Here is a 2,819-nt window from a genome sequence, read left to right on the forward strand (position 1 = left end):
GTATTAATTCCGTAGACATCATCTGGGGTTTAGGAAGCTTTCATTGTTTGAGTCAAACAAGAACCGAAAATTTAACCTTTCTATTGGAAAAATAGAAAAGGAGCAAGCAATAGCGTTTGCTCCTTTTTTATTAAAAAATTCAAAACAACTGCTGACAGACTGTTGTCACTTCCATCTCTTAGCTTTGGTATAACAAAAACCAACAAGCTATGAAGAAGACAGAAATTATCACAAAAGATGAACTATTGAAACATTGGTTAGAACATAGAACCCTTACAAAAAGAACAATAGAAGTATTTCCCGAAAAGGAACTGTTTGAATTTTCAATCGGAGGCATGCGCCCCTTCGCCAAAATGGTCAATGAGCTGTTGTCTATTGCCGTACCCGCATTAGAAGATATGATTCTCAACAGAACTACACCTTTTACACACCGCGAAGGACTGCTTACTAAGGAAGCATTGTTGACCCAATGGGACTATGACACCCAAAAGATCGCCGAACTATACAATCAACTCCCAGAGGAGAGATTTCATGAAGAGTTCAATCTCTTTGGAGAATACAAATTTCCAATTGTTGAGAATTTTCTATACATGATAGATAACGAAATCCATCATAGAGGTCAAGGATATGTATATCTGAGAGCTTTAGGTATTGCTCCTCCTTATTTCTGGGATAGGTACTAAATCCTATAAATTGGCTATAGCACGCTGAAGGACATCCCTCATCATCTCTTTCAGAAAGGAGGGCTCCAACACCTTCACATCGTCCGCAAACATTAATATCCATCGGGCGAAATGGTGGATATTGGCGGTGTGGAAGAGCATCTCCACACCGTCATCTTTCATTTCTTCACTCACAAAACCAAAATATTGGCGGTCCCAATACATATAGCGCGCCATCTCTCTACTGGTACGTATCCGAACAATCTGCTTCTCCTGATTTTTTCTTCTTTGCTCAAGATAGACATGCAAGGGTTCAAGTTGCTGGGTATACCGTTGCTCTGTAAGATGTATATCCACAATACGGTCGAGTCTAAACTGTCGTACCGCCTTCCGAAGATGACAATAAGCCATAAAATACCAAAACTGGTCCTCTTGGAATACTCCAATCACTTCTATATGCCGCTCTTGCAAGTCACTTTCTAGAGCTTTATAAGTAAGTTTTACCTGTCTCTTTTTTACCATACTTTCGAAGAGAGTTGCCAACGCCGCCGGAACTTTCTCGTTGATAAAATTTTTCTGTTTGTTGATTAATACTTTGCTTTCCAGGTCAGCTACATGTTCTTTCTCCGCGAACCGCAACATCCCCTTCATCTTTCGAAGGGCACTACTGAAATGTTCACCCATCTCCTTATCAAGGTAATGCCGCATAAGCTTCTCGGCAACACCAAAACTCAATGCCTCTTGTTCCGAAAAGCGTATAGGTGGAATCTTGTAGGTACTCATCAGAGAATACCCTATACCGGCCTCACCCACGATAGGTACTCCTGCGTGCAATAACGAACGGATATCACGATACACGGTTCGAAGACTCACATCGAACTTGTCGGCAAGCTCTTGAGCTTTCAGCACAGGCTTGGACTGAAGGTAAAAATAAATACCCAACAACCGATCAAAACGTTTCGTAATATCCATCTTTATAATTTCCTGCAATGGTTAAGTTAGCAAATAAAAAAAGTTCTTGAAATGACTTTCAAGAACTTTTTAACTACAAGCCCAAATTAAAAAATACTTTATGCCAAAACATCGCGAATATCTATGTCCTTATCGAACATAGTCTTCGCGAAAGGACACAATGGAACTATTTTTATGTTGTGGTCACGCGCAAATTCTACAGCCTTGGATAAAAGAATCTTGCCAATCCCTTTACCCTTCTGATCCGGATGAACCTCCGTATGATCTATAATAATCTTTCCCTCTCCGGCCTTGGAATAGGTCATCTCTCCTATCTGAACATTATCTTCAATAGCTAAGAAAGCACCCTTGGAATCACTCTCATTATGCTTTATAATCATACGCTAAATTCTTTGGTTTTTATTAAGATAACAATAAATTCCCAAAATTGTTTGATAGAAGCGTATTGCTCGTCGATAAATAGTAAAAAATGAAATAAGCATTACATTAACCCTTAAAAAGTCCTATTTTTAGAGAAGATGAAAAGAATCGAATCTATGAAACTGGCATGCTCTCTTCTAACCTTATTTTTTCCGATAATAGCCTCTTCGCAACATATACAAGACAGTATTAAAGTTGAGTTACAACCTGTCGAAATAAAGCACTATTTCAACAAACAGGCAGATATAGCTGTCACTGCCAGTATGCACACTGTAGGACGTAAGACCTTAGAAGCAAACCAACAAATTTCTATGACCGCCGTGATGAATACTGTAGCGGGAGTACGCATGGAAGAACGCTCTCCAGGCTCTTATCGGTTGGCCCTACGGGGCAGCACCATCCGTTCGCCCTTCGGTATACGGAATGTCAAAATTTATATCAACGATATGCCCTTGACGGATGCTGGAGGAAATACTTATCTCAATGTACTGGATCCCTACTTCTTGCAGGAAGTACAGGTAATCAAAGGGCCAGATGCTTCCATTTTCGCTGCCAACTCCGGAGGAGTAATACAGATTGTCACTAAACAGGACGATAATACGACAGACGCCAGAATATCATTGGGATCGTATGGTTTTCTGCAGGAAAATGTAGGTATCTCCAGACGGCTAACCCCTAAGTATAACTTCACTTTACAACAGGGATATACATCACTATGATGGCTACAGAGAAAATTCTTCAGTGAACGCTGGGACTTTCCAGACA

Annotated in this window: 4 protein-coding genes; 2 read left to right on the plus strand and 2 right to left on the minus strand. The window is 40.2% G+C overall.

Annotated elements, in window-relative coordinates:
* Positions 1 to 209: 209 nt before the first annotated feature.
* Entirely contained in the window at positions 210 to 683 is a 474-nt protein-coding gene (locus SD31_RS13845; RefSeq protein WP_039054556.1) for a DinB family protein, read from the plus strand.
* A gap of 3 nt (positions 684 to 686) precedes the next feature.
* On the opposite strand, the gene SD31_RS13850 is transcribed toward SD31_RS13845, so the two are convergent.
* Both SD31_RS13850 and SD31_RS13855 read right to left on the minus strand, forming a co-directional pair.
* Complete coding sequence (locus tag SD31_RS13850; protein ID WP_039054559.1) at positions 687 to 1,634, minus strand: helix-turn-helix transcriptional regulator; 948 nt, start codon at positions 1,632 to 1,634, stop codon at positions 687 to 689.
* A 98-nt stretch (positions 1,635 to 1,732) separates the two neighbouring features.
* Complete coding sequence (locus SD31_RS13855) at positions 1,733 to 2,014, minus strand: GNAT family N-acetyltransferase (RefSeq protein ID WP_039054557.1); 282 nt, start codon at positions 2,012 to 2,014, stop codon at positions 1,733 to 1,735.
* Positions 2,015 to 2,152: 138 nt separating this feature from the next.
* On the opposite strand from SD31_RS13855, the gene SD31_RS13860 reads away from it, so the two are divergent.
* The gene (locus SD31_RS13860) at positions 2,153 to 2,773 is read left to right on the plus strand and encodes a TonB-dependent receptor plug domain-containing protein (protein ID WP_039054558.1); all 621 of its coding nucleotides are present in this window, start codon (positions 2,153 to 2,155) and stop codon (positions 2,771 to 2,773) included.
* The last annotated feature ends 46 nt before the right edge of the window (positions 2,774 to 2,819 follow it).

The sequence above is a fragment of the Sphingobacterium sp. T2 genome, assembly GCF_000814685.1.
GTDB classification, from domain to species: Bacteria; Bacteroidota; Bacteroidia; order Sphingobacteriales; family Sphingobacteriaceae; genus Sphingobacterium; species Sphingobacterium thermophilum.